Here is a 15,452-nt window from a genome sequence, read left to right as displayed (position 1 = left end):
AGCACGTCCGCTCCCGCCGAGCCGCGCGGTGCCGCGCGGTGCCGGGTCTCAGGCGGTGGGCAGGCCCGTCAGGTGCCGGTCGAGCAGCGCCATCGCCCACTCGCCGGACTCCCCCGGGGCCAGACGCGTGACGTGCACGGCCAGGCCGTCCACGAGGGCGTGCAGCCGCCAGGCCTCGTCGACGCGGTCGTCCTCGGGCACCCCGACCAGCGCGACGATCCGGTCGCACCAGGCGCGCATCTCGGCGACCACCCGGTCGAGGGCCGGCCGGAGCGCGTCGTCCGTCAGCGCCGCGTTCCCGAGCGCCAGGTAGACGTCGAGCTCGACGATGCGTTCGTCGTCGAGCGGCAGGAGCTCGACCAGGATCCGCCTCGCGGTCTCATCGTCCGGCAGCCCGGCGGGGATCGCGTCGATGCGCTCCCGCGTGCGGTCGAACACGAGCGTGATGGCGTGCTCGCGCATAGCGGCCTGGGTCGGGAAGACGTACCGGACGGTGCTCGGCGGCAGCCCGGCCTCGGCCGCGACGCCCCGGACGCTCAACGCGCCGAGGCCGTCCCGGGCGAGCACGCGGCACGCGGCGTCGGACACGTCGACGCGGCGCTGCTCCAGGTCTTCGCGCGTGGTCATCCGTCCATACTCGCACGGTCGTGCGAGTCGTGCTACCGTCGATCCGGCAAGAGTCGCACACTCGTGCGACTCACGAGGGGAACGAGGAGAGGAGCGTCCCATGGCCTGGCTGGTCCTGGTGGCGTCCGGCGTGCTCGAGGCGGTGTGGGCCACCGCGCTGAGTGCGTCGAACGGGTTCAAGAAGGTGGTCCCGACGATCGTGTTCGTCGCCGGCATGACGCTGAGCATGGTCGGCCTGGCCTTCGCGATGACGGCGATCCCGGTCGGCACGGCGTACGCCGTCTGGGTCGGGATCGGCGCGTCGCTGACCGTGGTCGTCGCGATCCTGCGCCGACAGGAGGCCGCGTCGCTGGCCCGGGTCGCCCTCGTGCTCGGTCTGGTCGCCTGCGTGGTCGGCCTCAAGGTGGTGAGCTGAGGTGGCGTGGCTCGTCCTGTTCGTCAGCGCCGCGCTCGAGACCGTCTGGGCGACCGCCCTCGGCGCGAGCGACGGCTTCAGCCAGCCGGGTCCGACGGCCGTCTTCGCCGTCACGATCGTCGTCAGCCTCGTGGCGTTCGGCTACGTGCTCCGGCACATCCCGATCAGCACCGCGTACGCCGTGTGGACGGGCACCGGCGCCGCGCTCACCGTGCTGTGGGGCATGGCCACCGGGGCGGAGCCCGTCACGGTCCTGCGCCTGCTGTTCATCGCCGGGATCGTCGGCTGCGTCGTCGGCCTGAAGCTGGTCCCCGCCCGCCCGGCCCCCGCCCGGCCAGCCCCCGCCCGCACCTCGCACTCCGATCCGCGCGTCGGAGGCTGATTCGCGCGTCGGAGGCCGATCCGCGGATCGGAGGACCGGGAGATCCGGCTTCCGATGCGCGGATCGGCATCCCAGGTCGGTCGCGATGGGACGGAACGTCACCGGCATGACGGACGGGAGGCACGGTGCCAGCTGGCACCGTGCCTCCCGTCCGTCACGCCGGTCACGTGAGCGGTCAGACGGACGCGCCCGTCCACGCATCCTCGGCCGCGACGTGGTCGCTGCCGACGGTGCCGGCGGCGAGGGCCGCGGCCACGCGGTCCGCGTGCGACGGCGGGTCCGACGGCACGTGCGCCGGCCGGTCCGCGTCGTTGATGCGACGGAGCTCGGGGACGATGTCCTCGGCCAGGATGTCGATCTGCTCGAGCACCGTCTTGAGCGGCAGCCCCGCGTGGTCGATCAGGAACAGCTGGCGCTGGTAGTGCCCGACGTGGTCCTTCATCGTCGCGTACCGGTCGATGACCTGCTGCGGCGAGCCGACCGTCAGTGGGGTCTGGGCGGTGAAGTCCTCCATCGAGGGGCCGTGGCCGTAGACCGGGGCGTTGTCGAAGTACGGGCGGAACTCGTTCCACGCGTCCTGCGAGTTCTTCCGGGCGAAGAACTGCCCACCGAGACCGACGATCGCCTGGTCGGCGGCGCCGTGACCGTAGTGCTCGAAGCGCTGTCGGTACAGACCGACCATCTGCTCGGTGTGCTGGATCGGCCAGAAGATGTTGTTGTGCAGGAAGCCGTCACCGTAGTAGGCCGCCTGCTCGGCGATCTCGGGCGTGCGGATCGAACCGTGCCAGACGAACGGCGGGACGCTGTCGAGCGGACGCGGGGTCGACGTGAAGCCCTGCAGCGGGGTGCGGAACTTGCCCTGCCAGTCCACGACGTCGTTCTCCCAGAGCTGGCGGACGAGCGCGTAGTGCTCGATCGCCAGGTTGACGCCCTGGCGGATGTCCTGGCCGAACCAGGGGTACACGGGGCCGGTGTTGCCGCGGCCCATCATGAGGTCCATGCGGCCGTCGGAGATCACCTGGAGCATCGCGTACTCCTCGGCGATGCGTACCGGGTCGTTCGTGGTGATCAGCGTCGTGCTGGTCGACAGGGTGATGTGCTTCGTCCGACCGGCGAGGTAGCCGAGCATCGTCGTCGGGCTCGAGGCGACGAACGGCGGGTTGTGGTGCTCACCCGTGGCGAAGACGTCCAGGCCCGCCTGGTCGGCGTGCTCGGCGATCGTCAGGATGTCCTTGACGCGCTGGGTGTCGTCCGGCGTCCGGCCGGTGGTGGGGTCCGTCGTCACGTCGCTGACGGTGAAGATGCCGAACTGCATGGTGCACGCCTCCTGGCTTGCTCGCTCGCGCCGGTTCGTCCACCAGCGCCCAATCGATGCGTTTGCATCGACTTGGTGGGTACAACGTAGCGCAGGCGGCGGCATTCCCGCCAGTGCCGGGCGACCCGTGCGGTGCCCGCCCGACACCGGCTCTCGCCAGTCGCTGGCTCGTGATGGAGCAGACGATGTCGGGTCCTGCGCCGGTACCCGACGTCGTCTGCTCCATAGACAGGGGCGGCGCGTGTGGGCGGACGAGGCGGACGGGTCGGACGGGGTCGGACGGGCTCGGACGTGCGGGCGTCAGCGCTGGGCGGGCAGCGCGGCGGTGTCGGTCCGGTCCGCGTGGTGCTGACGGTCCGCGAGCCACACCACGGACACGACGGCGAGCACGCTCGCGCTCGACGCCATGCGCCCGGCGACCAGGATCGCACCGTGGTCGTGCGAGCCCCCGGCCAGGCCGACGACGAGCGCCACGACGCCGACCAGGAACGTGACGGCGGTGCCGATCAGCAGGATCGTGGTCACCACCCGCCGAGGTGCTCTGCTGCCGTCACGGTCACCGCGCTCACCGCGGTCCACCCGGGGTCCGACGGCCCGGACGACGCCCACCCAGAACAGGGCGATCGCGCAGGCGCCGACGATGTCGCTCACCCGGTGCCAGCCGTAGACCACCGTCTGGTTCGCGACGAACACCGCGTACGCGGTGCCGAGGAGGGTGACGACCCCGCGGAAGCGCCTCGGCGTCACCATGAGCACGGCGAACAGGGCGGCCAGCGCGATGGTGGCGTGACCGGAGGGGAACGAGTTGGGGGTCGTCGACTGGGCGATCTCCGGGCGCTCGGCGATACGCTTCACGAGCGTCGAGGTCGCTGCCGACGCGAGCACCACGACACCTGCTCCGAGCCCCACCGCGAGCCGGCGTCGGGCGAACGCCACGGCCGCGATGACGACGACCAGCAACAGGATGACCGGCACCGAGATGACGTTCAGCGCAGTGTCCGAACCGAACAGGTCGGACTCGCGGACCCCGCCCAGCGCGGCGTCCTCGACCCGCTGGCCGACGGACGTCAGCACGGCGGCCGCGTAGACGGAAGGAACGATCACGAACCCCAGAGCCGCAAGCAGCCCCCACCGGAGCCGTCGCGAGACGCTCGGTCCCCGCGACTCGGGTGCCGTGCGGTCGGGCGTTCGGGTCACCGGACTGGTCCTCCTCGGTGTGGCGGTCATCGGCCTCCTCGTGCGCCTGGTTCCTCGCGTGCGATTCGGACGGTCGGGGCCGGTCACGATACCGTTGGTCCGCCGGTCTGCGCCTGTGAACGAGGGGAACACCCCCTCCGAGAGCGACGGCCGCACCGCACGCGGCACACGGGCGGACGCACCGGCTCCGTACGCCGGCGGGTCCACCGCCACCACCCTGTACCAGGAGGAGACCGAAGTGGCCATCAAGGAACCGAGCATCACCGCCTCGCCGAACCGCGGCCTGGCCCTGACGGCAGGTGCCCTCCTCGCGCTCTGGGGCTTCCTGGGCTTCTTCCTCGCCGCCGACGGCGACCCCGGTTTCTTCAGCCGTCAGGGCGGGATGCTCTGGAACTCGTTCGGCGTGAACCCGGCGATGGCGCTGCTCTGGGTGCTCCTCGCCGTGGTGCTGCTCATCACGGGCCTCGGCACCACCATCGGGTCGCGCAACGGCAACCTGCTCGTCGGCATCGTGCTCGTCGTCATGGCGGTGTACGGTTTCGCGCTCGGCAACACCTCGGCCAACGTCTTCGCCCTGACCTTCGCGGACAACCTGTTCCACGCGATCGTCGGTGTGGTGCTGCTGCTGACGGCGTTCGGCGCCGACCGTGAGAACATCCGCGCCATCCGCGGTTCGCGTCGCATGGACGCCACGGTCTGATCGACCGCTCCCTCGACGCCCCGTTCACCCCGGTGGGCGGGGCGTCGTCGTGTCCGGGGTTCGTGCCAGGTCGCGAGCGGGCAGGACACGCCGCGCGTCGCCCGCCGAGCGTGCACGATCCGTCGGCGGTGACGCTCGGTCGCGCCAGATCTGGGCCACTCGGCGGACGACGACCGTCGGGCTGCGGGCGCGTCGGACGAGCGGCGGACGCAGTGAGCGTCAGGCGTCGGCGTCGGGCTGGCGGGCGGCCTCGAGCTCGGTCGCCACGATCCGGGGAGCCTCGGACATGAAGCGTCGGACGTCCAGGTCGACGATGATGTCCTGCGGCCGGAGCGGGCGCGTCAGGTACAGCCCCTCGAGCGAGGTCAGCCGGGACAGCGCGACGTAGGTCTGCCCGGCACTGAACACCCGGTTGCCGAGGTCCACCACGGCGCGGTCGTACGTCGAGCCCTGCGACTTGTGGATCGTCACCGCCCAGGCCAGGCGGAGCGGGAACTGCTGGAACTCCCCCACGGTGTCCTTCTTGAGCTCCTTCTTGTCCGGGTCGTAGGAGTACTTGAACTTCTCCCACACGGACGGCTGGACCTCGAACGACTCCCCGTCGACGTCGACCCACACGGTGTCGCGGATGGTCGTCACGACGCCGAGCGTGCCGTTCACCCAGCGCTGGTCGGGGTCGTTGCGGAGGAACATCACGTGCGCGCCGGGCTTGAGCTCGAGCGCTTCGTCGGCCGGGAAGTTCCGACCGCCGAAGTCGCCGTTGACGTCGGCCCTGGCGGTCTTGACCTTGCCGGGGAGCCGCTCGAGCGCCGCCTTGTTGATCCGGGCCACGGTGTCGTTCCGGGTCGCGAGCGTGATCGCGTCGTCGGGCGCCGGCCGTGCCCCCGCGGCGTTGAGCTGCCCGGCGACGTCGGCGGTCACCCGACCGTGCCGCACCGCGGTGAGCATGGCCGCGAAGGCGTCGTCGCGCTGCCGGTGCACGGTGGCGAGCTCGACGATGTGCAGCTCGGCCTCGAGCCACACCTTCGCGTCGAAGAACCACATCGACCGGTAGTGGTCGGTGAAGTAGGCGCGCTCGTCCCCGTCACCCGGGACCGGCGGCAGCTGGTAGGGATCGCCGAACATCACGACCTGGACGCCGCCGAAGGCCTCGAACTGCCGTCCGCGGGCCTTGCGCAGCGAGCGGTCCATGGCGTCGAGGAGGTCGGCGTTCACCATCGAGACCTCGTCGATCACGAGCGTGTCGATGGTGTTGAGGAGCTTGCGGGTCTCGGGTCCCTGTCGGAGCTCGGCGTCGGCGATGAGTCCGATGGGCAGGCGGAAGAGCGAGTGGATCGTCTGCCCGCCGACGTTCAGTGCGGCGACCCCGGTCGGTGCGCAGATCACGACCTGCTTCTCGGTGTTCCACGACAGGTGGTTCAGGAGCGTGGACTTGCCCGTGCCGGCGCGACCGGTGATGAACACGTGGTCGCGCGTCGTCTCGATGTACTCGAAGACGGCCCGCTGTTCGGCGCTGAGTTCGACCGCCATCAGGCGTCCGCCGTCACCGGTTCGGTCGGCCGCGGATCCGTCACGGCACCGCGGTCCCGACGGAGTCGGAGCACGACGACGACCACGACCGTGACGAGCAGGGCCACCCCGGCGACGACGAGGACCACCCCGCCGCGCGCCTGGTCGACGAGCGGGTCCGGACCCCACGTCCGGCCCATCGCCCCGAACCACGACGCCTGCACGAGCCCGAGCGGCCCCTGCAGCGCGACGCCGAGCGAGACCACACCGGCCGCGACGACCACGGCGCCGGCGATCCGGACCAGGGCGGCGGGGACCGAGGCCGAGCGGGCACCGGCGGCGACCGGCGTGAGCAGGGTGGGGACGGCGAGGAGCCCGACCAGGAGCAGGCCGGCGTCGACGAGTGTGCGTCCGGTCGGGTCGCTCACCGACCAGCGCAGGACCTGGGTGCCGTAGAGCGCCCACCACACCGCGGCGAGGAGCACGAACGCCGGGAACGGCTGCACGAGGTACCGCACGACGCCGTTGTCGACGAGGAGCCCTGTCCACTCGCGGACCCCGGTGCTGTCGTCGTCGCGCGGGTGCACGGCGGCGCGGACGAGCCGGACCGGTGCCGCGGCCCAGAGGAGCGCGGGCACCACCAGGCCGAGGACGACGTGCGCGCCGACGTTCGCCGAGACCAGGAAGCGGTCGTAGGTGTGCAGCGAGCCCGAGGTCGCGACGACCAGCGACACGAGCGCGATCCCCATCGCCACAGACCGACCGACCGGCCAGCCCTGCCCGCGGCGGCGGAGCCGGACCACGCCCGCGACGTACGCGGCGGCGACGAGCACCGCGGCCATGAGCCAGAACAGGTCGATGTTCCACGCCGTCAGCCAGCCCCAGGCGCCCGGGTCACGGGGCAACGGGTCGTCGGTCAGGAGCTCGGCGGGCGACGGGTTCGTGGTCTTGCTCAGCGCCACCTGGTCGACCGGGGTCGCGGTGCGTCCGAGTGCGGCGGCGAACCCGCTCGCGATCCCCATCACCGCGAGCTCCACGAGCACGAGGGTCCAGAAGGGTCCGCGGCGACCGGGCTCGGCGGCGAGCGACCGGATCGTCCGACGGCGGTGCACGGCGCCGAGCACGCCGATCGCGAGGAGCGCCGCGGACTTCACGATCACGAGCACGCCGTACGGGCTGCCGAGGTTCGAGAAGGCGCCGACGCGGATCTGCGCCGAGGCGACGCCCGAGACGGCGACGAGGACGAAGCACCCCAGCGCGATGCTCGAGTAGCGTCCGACGACCAACGGCAGGCGATCGCCACCGAGGACTCCGCGGAGCAGCACGACCAGCACGAGCCCGCCGACCCAGAGCGCGGCGCCGACCAGGTGCAGCCCGAGCGCGGTCACCGCGGAGTCGTGGCTCGCGGTGCCGGCGGCGTGCCCCTGCTGCGCGATCGGGATCAGCCCGATCATCGCGATGCCGGCGGTCAGCGCGACCATGCCGCGTGCCCGGACGGCGAAGCACAGGACCGTGACCGCCGCGGCGACCAGGACGGTGACGAGCCAGGCGAGCCCGAGGTCGGTCCCCGTGAGGAAGACCCCCATCGACTGGCCGAACTGCTCGTCGAGGCTGATCCGGGAACCGGCGACGCTGAGGAACGTGAAGAAGGTGGCAACGGCGGCCGCGACGGTCCACACACCGGCCGCGCCCGCGGCGACGTCGATGGCTCGGTTCCACTCCGGCCGGCTGCGCGAGAGCCCCACCGTGGTGAGCGCGAGCCCGCCGATGGTGGCGGCCGCGGCCAGGTCGACGACGAGCCGCGCGATCGGCAGCCCGAAGCGCACGACCGCGCCGGGGTCGGCGATCAGGGCACGGTCCGCGCCTCCGCCGATGACGAGCGCGACGAGGAGCGACACGAACCCGACGAGCAGCAGCACGGCGGGGCCGGCGATGCGCGCGATCCGATCCACCCGACAAGCCTAGGCGCTGCCCGGAGCGACCACCCACCCGACGGGGCTGCCTGTGGGCGGTGGTCCGCGCCTCCAGGCCGGTGCAGGAGTGTCGCGGACCGCCGGCCGGGCCCGGGAACGACGGAAGGGACGGCCGCAGCCGTCCCTTCCGTGTGGTGCAGTGGTCTTACTTGACGGCTGCCTTGAGCTTCGAGCCGGCGCTGACCTTGACCGAGTCGCTCGCGGCGATCTCGATGGCCTCACCCGTCTGCGGGTTGCGGCCGGTGCGGGCGGCGCGGTGGGTCTTCTCGAAGGCGATCCAGCCGGGGATGGTGACCTTGGTGCCGTCGGAGACCGACGACGAGACGACGCTGAACAGCGCGTCGACGACGCCGTTGACGGTGGCCTGGCTCTGGCCGGACTCCTGCGCGACGGCAGCGACGAGCTCGGTGCGGTTCAGTGACTTGTCAGCCATGGATGTCCTCCTCGGACTTCTTGCAGTGTCGGTGGGACGTGCGGGACGCCCGCCCGCCCGGAGCGGGTGCCCTGGACGTTCTGGACCGGCGGGCAGGACACCCGGCGGAACCGTCAGCGAACCTACCAGCCGGACGGGTCGTCGCGGACCGACTCGCCCGGATTTCCGGGGTTGTCGAGGGTCTGGTGAGGTCCGAGTGACGGATGTGACGGCCGTGTACCCCGGTACGGGTCCGCGGACGACGAACGCCCCGTCCCTCGGAGGGGACGGGGCGTTCGCTGGAGCCGGTGCTTACCAGGAGCTCTTCGTGATGCCGGGGAGCTCGCCACGGTGGGCCATGTCGCGGAAGCGGACACGGCTGATGCCGTACTCACCGAGGTGGCCACGGGGGCGGCCGTCGATGGCGTCGCGGTTGCGGTAGCGGACCGGCGACGCGTCGCGGGGGAGCTTCTGCAGGCCGACGCGAGCAGCCTCACGCGACTCATCGGTGCCGTTCGGGTCCACGAGGGCCTTCTTCAGCTCGAGACGACGCTCGGCGTAGCGCGCGATGACCTCGGCGCGCTGGTTGTTCTTCGCGATCTTGCTCTTCTTCGCCATGCTTAGCGCTCCTCACGGAAGTCGACGTGCTTGCGGATCACCGGGTCGTACTTCTTGAGCACGAGGCGGTCCGGGTTGTTGCGACGGTTCTTCTTGGTCACGTAGGTGAACCCGGTGCCCGCCGTGGAGCGGAGCTTGATGATCGGACGAACGTCCTGACCCTTCTTGGCCATCAGATCTTCTCCCCTCGGGCGAGCAGGTCCTTGACGACGGACTCGATGCCGCGTGCGTCGATGACCTTGATGCCCTTCGCGCTGAGCGTGAGCGTGACGTTACGACGAAGCGAGGGCACGTAGTACGTCTTCTTCTGCACGTTCGGGTCGAAGCGACGCTTCGTCCGGCGGTGCGAGTGCGAGATGTTGTGTCCGAAGCCGGGGGTGGCTCCGGTCACCTGGCACACTGCTGCCATGGTTTCCTCCTGAGGTACCGAGCGACCGGACGGCCGCTCCCAAGTTCACTTGCCTGGCGCACACGCGGAACGTCCAGGGACGATCCGAGGGGGTTGTGTGCGCCGCCCAGGCTCGCGGACCCTGTCGAAGGGCCGGGAGCACCGCGCGACCGCGGCGTTCGCGACGGTCGGAGGGCTTGGAACAACTGGGTCTGCCACGCGGACGCGGCGGACCAGGGGACAACGTTACGCGACGGCCGCGCGTGTCGCAAGCCGGGGCGGGCGGGCCGGGTCGGGCGGGCAGGCCGGGTCGGGCGGGCAGGCGGCGGAGCGGCGGGGCGAGGTGGTGCGGGCAGCGGGGCGAGCGGGCCACATCTGGCACGCTCGGCGCGCGGTGACGACGAAGTTCGCCCACTCGACGACACGCGCACGGCATGTCCTGCCCGCTCGACGAACGCCGGCCCGCGCCGGCGCCGAAGATCGCCCTATGCCGCCGCCGTGGGCCGCGGCGCCAACGCCTGCACCAGGAGCTCCCCGAGCTCCGACGGCGCCGTCATCATCGGCCAGTGCCCGGTCTCGAGCCCGACGATCGTCAGGTCCTCCACCGCCGAGAGCTCCGTCGTCCACGCGTGGTGCTCCGCGACCATCGCCGCGAGCTCCGTCGCCGGGACCTCGCACGACACCACGGTCGCCGGGATCGTGTGCCGCGCGGCGTCGGCGTAGTGGAACCGGTCCGAGGGCACCGCCGCGGGCTCCGGGACCGCCCGCTGCTCGAACGCCGCGCGGAGTTCCGGGGTCATCCCCCGCACGGTCGCCGGCTCCCAGACGTCCCACGACGGCAGCGGCACGACACCGTCGACGACCGGGAGCTCGTCGTTGACGCACCCGCCGTCCGGTCCCGGGAACGTGTCGACGTACAGCAGGTGCGCGACGAGCGCCGGTCGCTGGTCCGCGGCCATGAGCACCATCGGCCCGGCCCCGGAGTGCCCCGCGAGCGCGACGGGCTCCTCCGGCGTGGCCACGTCGTCGAGCACCGCCACGATCGCCGCGACCTGCTCGTCGAGCGTGTCGCCGTCGCGCGTGATCGTCTGGACCGAGTGCCCGGCACGCTGCAGGACCGGGGTCACCTCGTCCCACGCGCTCGCGTCGAGCCAGAACCCGGGCACCAGGATGACGTGCATGCGCCGGAGACTACGCGCCGGTCCGCGACGCCGTGCACGCCGCGCACTCGCCGAAGATGTCGACGACGTGGCTGGCGTTCGTGAAGCCGTTCGCGGCCGCGACGTCCTGCGCCCACCGCTCGACCGGGTCGGCCTCGATCTCGACCGTGCGGCCGCAGTTCCGGCAGATCAGGTGGTGGTGGTGCGTGTCGGTGGTGCAGGCACGGTAGAGCGACTCGCCGTCCTGCTGCAGCGAGTCGGCGTCGCCCTCGGTCGCCAGGTCGGCGAGCGCCCGGTAGACGGTCGCCAGACCGATCGTGGACCCGTCGTCCCGCAGGTGCTGGTGCAGCGCCTGCGCGCTGACGAACCCCTCGGTGCTCGACAGGGCGGTTCGCACCGCCTCGCGCTGCCAGGTGTTCCGCTTCGGCTTCTGCACGGCGTTCACGCGGTGACTCCTTCCCTGCGGCCCGCGTCGGTCGACGCGTCGGCTCCGCCGGCCGGGAGGCGCGGCTCGCCCCCGGCGGTCTGCTCGCGGACCGCGACCCGGTCGCGTCCACGGCGGTCTCTCCTGGAGCCGACGATGCGGCAGACGACCCAGATGAGGAACGAGATGGTGGTGACGTACGGACTGATCGGCAGCCCGCCACCGAGGGCGAGCAGGATGCCGCCGACGACCGACACGACCGCGAACACCGTCGACAGGACGGGGACGACCACCGGGTGCGAGGTCAGTCGGAGCGCGGCGGCGGCCGGGGTCACGAGGAGCGACAGGACGAGCAGCGCGCCGACGATCTGCACGGACACCGCGGTCGCCAGGCCGAGCGCGAGCATGAACACGAGCGCGAGCGTCCGGACCGGGACCCCGGCGGCCGCGGCGACGTCCGGGTCGACCGAGGAGAACATCAGCGGGCGCCAGACGAGCAGCAGCGTCACGACGACGATCGCCGACACGACCACGAGCGAGGTGAGCTGGGGGTTGTCGACCGAGACGATCTGGCCGGTGAGCAGGCCGAACTTGTTCGCCGCGCGGCCCTTGTAGAGCGCGAGGCAGAGGATGCCGAGACCGAGGCCGAAGGGCATCAGGACGGCGATGATCGAGTTGCGTTCGCGGGCCCGGGAGCCGAGCAGCCCGATGAGCAGCGCCGCGACGACCGACCCGACGAGCGAGCCGGTGACGACGTTCGCGCCGAACAGCAGCGCCGCGCTCGCCCCCGCGAAGGACAGCTCCGAGATGCCGTGCACCGCGAACGGCATGTTCCGGGCGACGACGAACGGGCCGATCAGGCCGCCGACGATGCCGAGCACCGCGCCGGCCCAGATCGAGTTCTGGACGAGCACGAGCAGCTCGCCGTAGTCCTGGAACGAGAAGACGGTCGACAGCACGTCCATCAGATCCGCCCTTCGTCCGGCACGGTCGCGTGCGGGTCGGGGTCGCAGTGGTGGTGCGCCCCGGTCTGGTCGTGGGGTTCGTTGCCGCCGACGATGACGATGCGTCCCATGGTCCGGACGACGTCCACGGGGGTGCCGTACAGGTCGCTCAGCACGTCGGCGCGCAGGACCTCGTCCGGGGTGCCGATCCGGAAGCGCCCGCCGGCGATGTAGAGGACGCGGTCGACCACGTCGAGGATCGGGTTCACGTCGTGCGTGACGAACAGCACCGCGGCGCCCTGCTGCTGACGCTGCCGGTCGATCAGCTCGGTGACGCCGCGCTGGTGCCGCAGGTCGAGCGAGATGAGGGGCTCGTCGCACAGGAGCAGCGCGGGGTCGGCCGCGATCGCCTGCCCGACGCGGGTGCGCTGCTGCTCGCCGCCGGACAGCTCGGCGACGGGGGCGTCCGCGAACGCCGTCGCGCCGACCTCGTCGAGGATCCGGTCGATCCGCGCGCGCTCCGTACGGCTGGCCGGCAGCACACCCCAGCGCGAACCGGTCACGCCCTGCGCGACCATGTCCCGCGCGCGGAGCGGGGTACCGGACTCCATGAGCCGCTGTTGCGGGATGTACCCGATCCGGCGGTGGCCGCGTCGGACGGGCTGGCCGAGGAACGACATCGTGCCGCTGGTCAGGCGCTGCTGGCCGAGGACCGTGCGCAGGAGCGAGGTCTTGCCGGCGCCGTTCGGCCCGAGCACGGCGACGAACTCCCCGGGTGCGAGGTCGAGGTCGAGGTGCGACCACAGCGCACGGGACCCGTACGAGAGGGCCGCGTCACGGAGTTCGAGCACGGCGGAACCGCCACGGCCGGGGGCCGCAGCGGTTCGCGAGGGGGTCTGGACGGCGGTCACTTCGCGAGGGCCGCCGTGATCGCGTCGATGTTCGCCTGCTGCCACGAGACGTAATCCTTCCCCTTCGGGAGCGTCTCCGTGACACCGACCACCGGGATGTCGGCCTGGTCGGCCGCCTTCTTGACCTGCTCGGTCTCCGGGCTGGACGTCTGCTCGTTGTAGGCGAGGAGCCGCACGGTCTTGTCGCTGAAGAGCTCGAGCGTGGCGTTGAGGGCCGCCGGCGGGACGTCGTCGCCCTCCTCGATCGCCTCCGAGAAGGCTTCGGGCGTGACGTTGTCGAGGCCCATCGCCTCGAACAGGTACCCCGGGACGGGCTCGGTGTAGGCGACCTTGTCCCCGTCGACCTTCTGCTTCTCGGCGGCGGTCTGCGACTCGAGGTCCTCGAGCTTCGTGGTGAGCGTCTTCGCGTTCGCCGCGAAGGTGTCGGCCTGCCCGGCGTCGAGCTTCGCCAGCCGCTGCTCGACCTCGGCCACGAGCTTCACCATGGTGGGGTAGCTGTAGAACACGTGCTCGTTGAACTCCTTGTCCCCGTCCTTCTCGAGCCCGGACAGGTCGACCACGTTGATGGTGGGGGCCTTCGTGTTCGCGGACTTCGCGAGCGTGGTCATGAAGTCGTCGTAGCCGCCCCCGTTCTCGATGAGCAGGTCGGCCTTCGAGACCGCGAGCTGCGTCTTCGCGCTCGACTCGAACGAGTGCGGGTCCTGCGACGGGTCGTCGAGGATGCTCGTCACCTCGACGTCCTTCCCACCGATCGACTGCACGATCGAGCCGTAGACGTTCGTCGAGGCGACCACGCGGACCGTGCCGTCGCTCGACGCGCTGCCGGGGGACGAGGAGGTCGCGCAGCCGGTCAGGACGAGCGCGGCGGCGCCGGCGACGAGCGGCAGGGCGAGGAGGCGGCGGTTCTGCATGCTGACGACCGTAGGCCTAGTTGATAACGATTGTCAAAACCGATCTCATGCGAGCCCGTTCAGATGGACGGGAGGCGCGGTGCCAGCTGGCACCGCGCCTCCCGTCCGTCACGTCGCGCGCGAGCGATCAGGCCTTGGTGGCCGCGTCGATGGTGTTCTCGGCGATGGTGTCGTCCTCGCGGCCGGGGGTCCGCAGGTTCCACTTCTTGATCACGAAGGAGAACAGGACGTAGTACACGACCGCGTACGCCAGGCCGATCGGGATGAGCCAGATCGCCCCATCCGCCTTGCCGAAGTTCAGCACGTAGTCGATCGCGCCCGCCGAGAACGAGAACCCGTCGTGGATGCCGAGGGCGTTCACGAGTGCCAGCGACGTCCCGGTGAGCACCGCGTGGATGACGTAGAGCGGGAACGCCACGAACATGAACGAGTACTCGAGCGGCTCGGTGATGCCCGTGACGAACGAGGTCAGCGCGGCGGACAGCATGATGCCCCCGACGAGCTTGCGGTTCTGCGGCTTGGCGTTCCGCCAGATCGCGAGCGCTCCGGCCGGCAGCGCGAACATCATGATCGGGAAGAACCCGGTCTGGAAGATGCCGGCGGAGGGGTCGCCGGCGAGGAAGCGGGGGATGTCGCCGTGCACGATGTCGCCGGCCGCGTTCGTGAAGCTGCCGAGCTGGAACCACGGGAAGAAGTTGAGCAGCTGGTGCAGGCCGACCGGGATGAGCATGCGGTTCGCGAACCCGAAGATCCCGCCACCGATCACGGCGTTGTCCGCCACGGCCTGCCCGGCGGCGGTGAGCGCGATGTCGAAGTAGCGGTACACGAACGACATGAGGACCGCGATCACGAGGCCGGCAGCCGCCGTGAGGATCGGGACGAGGCGGCGACCCGAGAAGAAGCCGAGGAAGTCGGGCATCTTCGTGCGGTGGAACCGCTGCCAGAGGTTCGCTGCGACGAGCCCCATCACGATGCCGCCGAGGACGCCGAAGTTGATCGTGGCCTGGTCGCCGTTCGCGTCCTTAACGCCCGCGAGGACGATCGGCGACATGACCTTCCACACCTCGTACATGACCATGTAGCCGACGACCGCGGCGAGCGCCGTGGTGCCGTCGGACTTCTTCGCCCAGCCGATCGCGATGCCGACCGCGAAGAGCAGCGGCAACCACGTGAAGATCGCCTGGCCGGCGGCGGAGATGACCCCCGCGCCGGTCTCGAAGCCGGGGATCGCGCCGAGGAGGTCCGGCTGGCCGATGCGGTTGAGGATGCCCGCGGCCGGCATGACCGCGATCGGCAGGAGCAGGCTCCGACCCAGGCGCTGGGCGTTCGCGAAGAGCTTCGACTGCTTCTTCGGGGTCTTCTTCTCCGGCACGTCCGTGGCAGCAGCGGTGCTCATCGGCGGTCCTCTCGTCGTTGGGTGGAGCTGTCGGGGAGTTGAGTCGGTCGGACCGCACCGGTACGCTCGGCGTGACGCCGTGCCGGTCCTGTCCGGTCATGACCAGTTCCCGAGTCTGAACCCGGACCGGACGCATGTCAACCTGGTACGGAAACCCCAACGAGGAGGAA

Annotated in this window: 18 protein-coding genes; 3 read left to right on the top strand and 15 right to left on the bottom strand. The window is 71.2% G+C overall.

Translation table 11 applies throughout. The features are described 5' to 3' along the window. Positions 1-48: 48 nt before the first annotated feature. Entirely contained in the window at positions 49-627 is a 579-nt protein-coding gene (locus tag LQK89_RS01665; protein ID WP_231049961.1) for a TetR/AcrR family transcriptional regulator, read from the bottom strand. Positions 628-727: 100 nt separating this feature from the next. Between LQK89_RS01665 and LQK89_RS01660 the strand changes: the two genes are divergently transcribed. Together LQK89_RS01660 and LQK89_RS01655 are read left to right on the top strand one after the other, a co-directional pair. Then, positions 728-1,042: a DMT family transporter gene (locus LQK89_RS01660; RefSeq protein WP_231049960.1), complete on the top strand. Its 315-nt coding sequence runs from the start codon at positions 728-730 to the stop codon at positions 1,040-1,042. A gap of 1 nt (position 1,043) precedes the next feature. Next, on the top strand, positions 1,044-1,424 hold the full coding sequence (locus LQK89_RS01655) for a DMT family transporter (protein WP_231049959.1): 381 nt from the start codon (positions 1,044-1,046) through the stop codon (positions 1,422-1,424). A 175-nt stretch (positions 1,425-1,599) separates the two neighbouring features. Here LQK89_RS01655 and LQK89_RS01650 read toward each other — a convergent pair whose 3' ends face one another. Both LQK89_RS01650 and LQK89_RS01645 read right to left on the bottom strand, forming a co-directional pair. Then, positions 1,600-2,739, bottom strand: coding sequence for an LLM class flavin-dependent oxidoreductase (locus LQK89_RS01650; RefSeq protein ID WP_231049958.1), 1,140 nt, complete (start codon positions 2,737-2,739; stop codon positions 1,600-1,602). Between the two features lie 300 nt (positions 2,740-3,039). Continuing rightward, complete coding sequence (locus LQK89_RS01645) at positions 3,040-3,936, bottom strand: phosphatase PAP2 family protein (protein WP_231049957.1); 897 nt, start codon at positions 3,934-3,936, stop codon at positions 3,040-3,042. A 238-nt stretch (positions 3,937-4,174) separates the two neighbouring features. Here LQK89_RS01645 and LQK89_RS01640 point away from each other — a divergent pair, with 238 nt between their 5' ends. Continuing rightward, positions 4,175-4,636 carry a DUF4383 domain-containing protein gene (locus LQK89_RS01640; protein WP_231049956.1) on the top strand — a complete coding sequence of 154 codons (462 nt, stop codon included), beginning with the start codon at positions 4,175-4,177 and terminating at the stop codon, positions 4,634-4,636. Between the two features lie 219 nt (positions 4,637-4,855). Here the strand turns inward: LQK89_RS01640 and LQK89_RS01635 are convergent, their stop codons facing one another. The 12 genes from LQK89_RS01635 to LQK89_RS01580 all read right to left on the bottom strand — a co-directional run bounded on the left by LQK89_RS01635 (position 4,856) and on the right by LQK89_RS01580 (position 15,282). Continuing rightward, positions 4,856-6,166 (bottom strand): ATP-dependent DNA helicase, encoded by a 1,311-nt coding sequence (locus LQK89_RS01635; RefSeq protein WP_442874055.1) that lies wholly within the window; start codon positions 6,164-6,166, stop codon positions 4,856-4,858. Next, positions 6,166-8,097: a cytochrome c oxidase assembly protein gene (locus tag LQK89_RS01630; RefSeq protein ID WP_231049955.1), complete on the bottom strand. Its 1,932-nt coding sequence runs from the start codon at positions 8,095-8,097 to the stop codon at positions 6,166-6,168. The genes LQK89_RS01635 and LQK89_RS01630 overlap by 1 nt, the downstream gene beginning before the upstream one ends. Positions 8,098-8,263: 166 nt before the next feature. Beyond that, entirely contained in the window at positions 8,264-8,551 is a 288-nt protein-coding gene (locus LQK89_RS01625) for an HU family DNA-binding protein (protein WP_058741891.1), read from the bottom strand. 291 nt (positions 8,552-8,842) lie between these two features. After that, the gene (gene rpsN, locus LQK89_RS01620) at positions 8,843-9,148 is read right to left on the bottom strand and encodes a 30S ribosomal protein S14 (RefSeq protein WP_022903745.1); all 306 of its coding nucleotides are present in this window, start codon (positions 9,146-9,148) and stop codon (positions 8,843-8,845) included. 2 nt (positions 9,149-9,150) lie between these two features. Further along, positions 9,151-9,321: a 50S ribosomal protein L33 gene (gene rpmG, locus LQK89_RS01615; RefSeq protein ID WP_022908193.1), complete on the bottom strand. Its 171-nt coding sequence runs from the start codon at positions 9,319-9,321 to the stop codon at positions 9,151-9,153. After that, on the bottom strand, positions 9,321-9,557 hold the full coding sequence (gene rpmB, locus LQK89_RS01610) for a 50S ribosomal protein L28 (RefSeq protein WP_022903747.1): 237 nt from the start codon (positions 9,555-9,557) through the stop codon (positions 9,321-9,323). The genes rpmG and rpmB overlap by 1 nt, the downstream gene beginning before the upstream one ends. A 464-nt stretch (positions 9,558-10,021) precedes the next feature. Then, complete coding sequence (locus LQK89_RS01605) at positions 10,022-10,717, bottom strand: alpha/beta fold hydrolase (protein ID WP_231049954.1); 696 nt, start codon at positions 10,715-10,717, stop codon at positions 10,022-10,024. A 10-nt stretch (positions 10,718-10,727) separates the two neighbouring features. Next, positions 10,728-11,141: a Fur family transcriptional regulator gene (locus LQK89_RS01600; protein ID WP_083519943.1), complete on the bottom strand. Its 414-nt coding sequence runs from the start codon at positions 11,139-11,141 to the stop codon at positions 10,728-10,730. Beyond that, positions 11,138-12,085, bottom strand: coding sequence for a metal ABC transporter permease (locus tag LQK89_RS01595; RefSeq protein ID WP_058741889.1), 948 nt, complete (start codon positions 12,083-12,085; stop codon positions 11,138-11,140). Before LQK89_RS01595 ends, LQK89_RS01600 begins: the two co-directional genes overlap by 4 nt. Continuing rightward, positions 12,085-12,915 carry a metal ABC transporter ATP-binding protein gene (locus tag LQK89_RS01590; protein WP_231049953.1) on the bottom strand — a complete coding sequence of 277 codons (831 nt, stop codon included), beginning with the start codon at positions 12,913-12,915 and terminating at the stop codon, positions 12,085-12,087. The genes LQK89_RS01595 and LQK89_RS01590 overlap by 1 nt, the downstream gene beginning before the upstream one ends. A 56-nt stretch (positions 12,916-12,971) precedes the next feature. Then, entirely contained in the window at positions 12,972-13,886 is a 915-nt protein-coding gene (locus LQK89_RS01585; RefSeq protein ID WP_231049952.1) for a metal ABC transporter solute-binding protein, Zn/Mn family, read from the bottom strand. Between the two features lie 127 nt (positions 13,887-14,013). Next, positions 14,014-15,282: a PTS transporter subunit EIIC gene (locus LQK89_RS01580; RefSeq protein WP_058741886.1), complete on the bottom strand. Its 1,269-nt coding sequence runs from the start codon at positions 15,280-15,282 to the stop codon at positions 14,014-14,016. Between the last annotated feature and the right edge of the window lie 170 nt (positions 15,283-15,452).

The organism is Curtobacterium sp. C1 (genome assembly GCF_021049325.1).
In the GTDB taxonomy this organism is placed as follows: domain Bacteria; phylum Actinomycetota; class Actinomycetes; order Actinomycetales; family Microbacteriaceae; genus Curtobacterium; species Curtobacterium citreum.
The sequence above is the reverse complement of the archived record's forward strand: the minus strand, read 5'-3'. Positions and strand labels throughout refer to the sequence as shown.